At 64.2% G+C, this 5199-nt stretch carries 6 protein-coding genes; 4 read left to right on the top strand and 2 right to left on the bottom strand.

Annotated elements, in window-relative coordinates; translation table 11 throughout:
- Positions 1-102 precede the first annotated feature (102 nt).
- The 3 genes from ACAG25_RS24620 (at position 103) to ACAG25_RS24610 (ending at position 2175) form a co-directional block, all read left to right on the top strand.
- Positions 103-1308, top strand: a complete 1206-nt coding sequence (locus tag ACAG25_RS24620; protein WP_064850778.1) for a cytochrome P450 — start codon at positions 103-105, stop codon at positions 1306-1308.
- The gene (locus ACAG25_RS24615; protein WP_064850777.1) at positions 1305-1496 is read left to right on the top strand and encodes a ferredoxin; all 192 of its coding nucleotides are present in this window, start codon (positions 1305-1307) and stop codon (positions 1494-1496) included. The genes ACAG25_RS24620 and ACAG25_RS24615 overlap by 4 nt, the downstream gene beginning before the upstream one ends.
- A gap of 151 nt (positions 1497-1647) precedes the next feature.
- Positions 1648-2175 carry a DUF222 domain-containing protein gene (locus ACAG25_RS24610; RefSeq protein ID WP_064850776.1) on the top strand — a complete coding sequence of 176 codons (528 nt, stop codon included), beginning with the start codon at positions 1648-1650 and terminating at the stop codon, positions 2173-2175.
- Between the two features lie 22 nt (positions 2176-2197).
- Here the strand turns inward: ACAG25_RS24610 and ACAG25_RS24605 are convergent, their stop codons facing one another.
- The gene (locus ACAG25_RS24605) at positions 2198-3583 is read right to left on the bottom strand and encodes an IS256 family transposase (protein ID WP_171504881.1); all 1386 of its coding nucleotides are present in this window, start codon (positions 3581-3583) and stop codon (positions 2198-2200) included.
- On the opposite strand from ACAG25_RS24605, the gene ACAG25_RS24600 reads away from it, so the two are divergent.
- The gene (locus tag ACAG25_RS24600) at positions 3545-4498 is read left to right on the top strand and encodes an HNH endonuclease signature motif containing protein (protein ID WP_081282016.1); all 954 of its coding nucleotides are present in this window, start codon (positions 3545-3547) and stop codon (positions 4496-4498) included. The two genes, ACAG25_RS24605 and ACAG25_RS24600, sit on opposite strands and share 39 nt — an antisense overlap.
- A 65-nt stretch (positions 4499-4563) precedes the next feature.
- On the opposite strand, the gene ACAG25_RS24595 is transcribed toward ACAG25_RS24600, so the two are convergent.
- Positions 4564-5136: a hypothetical protein gene (locus ACAG25_RS24595; RefSeq protein ID WP_370491047.1), complete on the bottom strand. Its 573-nt coding sequence runs from the start codon at positions 5134-5136 to the stop codon at positions 4564-4566.
- Between the last annotated feature and the right edge of the window lie 63 nt (positions 5137-5199).

Raw genomic sequence — 5199 nt, 5'->3', positions numbered from 1 at the left:
CCACTTGAAATCCGTCATCGTTCCGTCCGTCCAATCTCCGCCAAGCATGCTCAAGCTTCACGATTTTTGCAACAGAGCCGCCTCGCGCGTACCGTCGACACCATGACCCAGGCACCTGCCTCACCTCCGCTGCACATGCAGCGTGTCGACTTCGACCCCATCCCCACCCTCGGCGAGATCCGCGAGACCGAGGGGGTGCGCACCGTCATCAACGCTTTCGGCATGCCGGTGTACCTGGTGACCCGCCACGACGACATCAAGACGGTGCTCTCCGATCCGGAGCGGTTCTCCAATGAGCGCCCGCCAGGGTTCGTCGTACCCGGGGCACCCGAGGTGTCCGAGGAAGAACAACGCGCCGCCCAGTCCGGCAACCTGCTGGGCCTGGACCCACCCAGGCACACCCGGTTGCGCCGCATGCTCACCGGCGAGTTCACCGGCCGCCGGATGAAGCGCCTGGAGCCACGGATCACCGAGATCGTGACCCAGCATCTGGACGCCATGGAAAAGGCCGGTCCACCAAGTGATCTCGTCACCGACATCGCATTGCCCATCCCGTCACTGGTGATCTGCGAGTTGCTGGGCGTGCCGTATGACGACCGCGACGATTTCCAGCACCGCACCAGCCGCCAGCTCGACCTGTCGATCCCGATCGAGGAACGCTTCGAGCTGCAGCGCGCCGGGCGTGCCTACATGCAGGCGCTGGTGGCCGGCGCACGTCGCTCCCCCGGTGACGACATGCTCGGAATGCTGGTGCGCGAGCATGGATCCGAGCTCACCGACGACGAGCTGGTGGGCATCTGCAGCCTGCTACTGGTGGCCGGTCACGAGACCACCTCCAACATGCTCGGCCTCGGCACCCTGGCGTTGCTGCAGCACCCGGATCAGCTGGCCCTGGTGCGTGATGACCCCGATGCGGTGAGTCCGGCGGTGGAGGAGCTGCTGCGCTGGCTGTCGATCGTGCATTCGGGCATCCCCCGCATCACCACCAACGAGGTGGAGATCGCCGGGGTGCAGATTCCCGCGCACCAGCTGGTGGTCGTCTCACTACCGTCGGGCAACCGCGACCCGAGCTTCATCGACAACCCGGAGGTATTCGACGTCCGCCGCGGCGCGATGGGACATCTGGCGTTCGGCCACGGTGTCCATCACTGCCTGGGCGCACCGCTGGCCCGGATGGAGATGAAGATCGCTTTTCCGGCTCTGCTGCAACGCTTCCCGACCCTGCGCCTCGACGAACCCTTCGACGACGTGGCGTTCCGGTCCTTCCACTTCATCTACGGGCTGCAGTCGCTTCAGGTGGCCTGGTGAGGGTGCGCGCCGACCGCGACGTCTGCATCGGCGCCGGGGTCTGTGTGATGAACAGCGAGGCGGTCTTCGACCAGGACGACGACGGCATCGTGGTACTGCTGGTCGAGGACGTGCCCCCAGCCGAGCAGGACAACGCGCGGAAAGCCGTGCAGCTCTGCCCCTCTGGAGCGCTCCGCATCGTCGAATGATCCATCGTTGACACTGCACTGAGCGCGAAGAAGTGCGAGTGGCGGTCGCGGTGAGTGCAGTGTCGACGGGGGGTGAAAACCCCTGTTTCACATCAGTATCTGACGCCACAGCGTTGGGTTTCTTGTCGGTGGTCGCACGTATGTTCGAGACATGGGTAGCTCGGCAGTCGCAGACAGGGAGGCGATGCTGGCTGCCCTGGCCCAGATCGAAGAGCTGACCGCGCAGATGAATCGGCTGTCCATCGACGCGTTCACCGATGCCGAGTTGTTGGATATGCAGCAGCGTCGTGAAGCTATCGCTCGTGCGCAGCCGGTGCTCGATCATCGGGTGTATCAGCGGATCACGTCTCAGAGTTCACCGGTGGCCTTGGGTGCCAAGAATTACGCCGCGGTGTTGTCGCAGCGGTTGCGGATCTCCACCTCGGAGGCGCACCGGCGGTTGGACGAGGCGGCACTGTTCGGGCCGCGGACCTCGCTGACCGGTGAACCGCTGGCGCCCACGATGCCGGGGTTTGCCCGCGGTCAGGCGCAGGGGTTGATCGGCGCCGAGCACATCAAGCATCTGCGGTGGTTCTTCCGTGAGCTGCCCGGGTTCGTGGACTTCCAGACCCGGGAGAATGTCGAGGCCCAGTTGGCCCAGCATGCCTGTGAGCGAGCTTGTCAAGACTTTTGTGTATGAGCCGCGTTGGTTAGTACGTTGGTTAGTAGATGTATGGCTCTAGTCGGTCTGGGTAGGCCAGGACCAGGGCGCCTAGTGCGTGCTTCCACCCAGTGACGATGGCGCCTTCGACGAGACGGTTACTTTGCTTGTACCGCTGGGGCGTCGTTCGGTCGCGGTGACGAACGCGTTCTCGGGAGCGTTTGTCTTCGATATCGCAGATCGCAAGCCACAAAAGCTTCACTGCCGCTTGATCATTCGGGAAATGACCACGATTCTTGATGATCTTGCGGAGTTGATAGTTCAGCGACTCGATGGCGTTGGTGGTGTAGATAATTTTGCGGACGGCCGGCGGGAACGACAGAAACGGAATGAAGCGTTCCCAGGCTGCCTCCCAGGCCCGAACCGTAGTCGGGTACTTCTTCCCCCAAGCGGACGCGGCGAACTCGTGCAGAGCGATTTCCGCGGCATCGATGGTGGGCGCGGTGTAAATGAGGCGCAACGCAGAGGCCACCTGTTTGCGATCGCCGTAGGCAACAAAACGCATCGACGACCGAAGGAGATGCACCGTGCAGGTTTGCACGATGGTCTGCGGCCACGTCGCGGCAATCGCGTCGCCGAAGCCGGTCAGCCCATCCACACAGGCGATGAGGACGTCTTTGACGCCACGATTGGCCAGCTCAGCGCACACTCCAGCCCAGAATTTCGCTCCCTCGGTGGGCTGAACCCAAATCCCCAGCACGTGGCGGATCCCGTCCATATCGACTCCGACAGCGATGTGAGCGGACTTGTTGCGGACCTGATGTCCGTCGCGGATCTTGATCACCAGAGCGTCCAGGTAGACGATCGGGTACATCGGATCCAGGGGCCTGCGCTGCCACTCCAGGACCTCTTCGAGCACCGCGTCGGTGATTTTGCTGATCGTCTCCCGCGAGATCTCGGTGCCGATCGTGGTGGCCAGATGGTGCTCGATGTCGCGGACGGTCATCCCGCCGGCATAGAGGCTGATGATCATCGAATCCAGTCCACCGATGCGCCGCGAGCCCTTCGGAACCAGCATCGGAATGAAGCTGCCGTCGCGGTCACGTGGAATGGCCAGGGTGACGTCGCCGACCTCGCTGGAGACTGTCTTGGCGCTGAAACCGTTGCGGGCGTTGGGAAGTACCCGCCCAGCGGGATCGCCCTTGTCGTAGCCGAGATGGCCGGTCAGCTCCGTCTGCAGGCCGCGCTCCAGGACCGCCTTGACCATCTCCTGCAGAAAGCCACCTTCGCCAGTCAGCTGCAGCTCACCCGCGTCGATCTTGGCTAGTACGTCGTCGAAACCGCCCGAGGCCTTCAACGCCTCGAACGCCTGCCGGCCTGACTCCAGCCGGTCTACTTCCTCGCCGTTATCGCCGTCACCGGCCTGACTGTCCTGCCGAACAACCATGGACATCATCGTGCTCCATCTGGCTCATGCAGCTCCTACACAAACCATCTGACACGCCCCTGTGAGCTGGGGCCTGAGGCGTTCCGCAAGGCCGCCGCGCACATGCTGTATCTGCTGAATCAGGACGGGGAGCTCTCCGATGAGGACCGTCAAGCCCTGGCCTACATCCGGGTCGGTAAGCAACGCCCCGACGGGATGCGCCCCTTCGAAGGACTCCTGACTCCGGAAGCGTGGGCCACCTTAGAGCCGTTGATGGAGCGCAACGCCGCCCCGGGGATGTGCAACCCCGCTGACGAGCACCCCTGCCTCGACGGCGAACCCACCGAGCAACAGATACACAACGACACCCGCACCGCCGGCAAGCGCAATCACGATGCGCTACTGGCGCTGTGCAAACGCATGCTCACCACGCAGCCGACCGGCACCATCAACGGCCTGCCCGCGAATGTCGTGATCACCGTGAGTCTGACTGATCTGGAGAAGGGCACCGGCCACGGGCTGACCGCCGGCGGTACGCTGCTGCCCATCGCCGACGTCCTGAAGTTCGCCGCCCACTCAAGGCCCTGGCTCGCGCTGTTCGACGGCAAGGGCTTACCTCTGCACCTGGGCCGGGCCCGCCGCACCGCCACCCTCGCGCAGCGACTCATGCTGCTGGCCAAACACCGGGGCTGCACCATGCCCGGCTGCACCGCCAGTGCGTACCGTTCCCAGGTGCATCACGCCAACCACGACTGGAAGGACGGCGGCCGCACCGACATCAACGACCTGACGTTGGCGTGCGGTCCGAACAACCGCATGGTCGAGACCGCCGGCTGGACCACAAGAAACCGCCCCACAGACGGCGTCACCGAATGGATTCCGCCCCCGCACCTCGACTGCGGCCAGTCCCGCACCAACAACCTGCACCACCGGTGAACGGGTCATCGACCCCGGCGATCCGTAGGCGGACGACACCCAAACCTGCTCGCCGACAGCGGGAATCAGTCGCCGTCGCGGTGCAGGTCGATCAGCCCGGCCTTGCTCAGCGCGAGCACGCTGACGATCAGCACCCAGACCGGGAACGCCAGCGTCAGCCACACCGTCACATCACTGGCCACCAACAGCGTCAGCGCCACCACGTAGGTGAAGATCACCAGCCCCCGCGACACCAGGCCGGTCTTGAGCCAGATGGTGGCCAGCGACATCATGAACACCGCTGCCATTCGCAGGGCGTAGGTCTTCGACAGCGCGATCAGCAGTGCCTGACCGAACACGTGCACATCGGCTCCGTAGTCGGCGCCGCGGCTGGCCACCAACGCCACCCCCACGGCAGACGACACGAAGATCATCGCGAGGAACAGCAGCCCACTGCCCAGGAAGACCGAGGCGAAGAACTTGTCCTCGAACCTGCCCAATCCGTCGCGCACCACTCCGATGAACCACAGGAAGCAGATGCCGGCGAACGGCATCAGCACCGCCGCCGCGCGCACCTTGCCCTCCGAACCCTCCACCCACTGCGCGCCCGGCTGGGCGCCTTCGGGAAGCGCGGTGTGGATCAGCGGGCTCTGTTGCAAAAATCGTGAAGCTTGAGCATGCTTGGCGGAGATTGGACGGACGGAACGATGACGGATTTCAAG

The organism is Mycobacterium sp. pV006 (genome assembly GCF_041287115.1).
Classification (GTDB): domain Bacteria; phylum Actinomycetota; class Actinomycetes; order Mycobacteriales; family Mycobacteriaceae; genus Mycobacterium.
The sequence above is the reverse complement of the archived record's forward strand: the minus strand, read 5'-3'. Positions and strand labels throughout refer to the sequence as shown.

Bases quoted from the DNA above. Each gene is read 5' to 3' on its own strand.
- ACAG25_RS24620 (WP_064850778.1), top strand. From the start codon at position 103: ATGACCCAGGCACCTGCCTCACCTCCGCTGCACATGCAGCGTGTCGAC.
- ACAG25_RS24610 (WP_064850776.1), top strand. From the start codon at position 1,648: ATGGGTAGCTCGGCAGTCGCAGACAGGGAGGCGATGCTGGCTGCCCTG.
- ACAG25_RS24605 (WP_171504881.1), bottom strand. From the start codon at position 3,583: ATGGTTGTTCGGCAGGACAGTCAGGCCGGTGACGGCGATAACGGCGAG.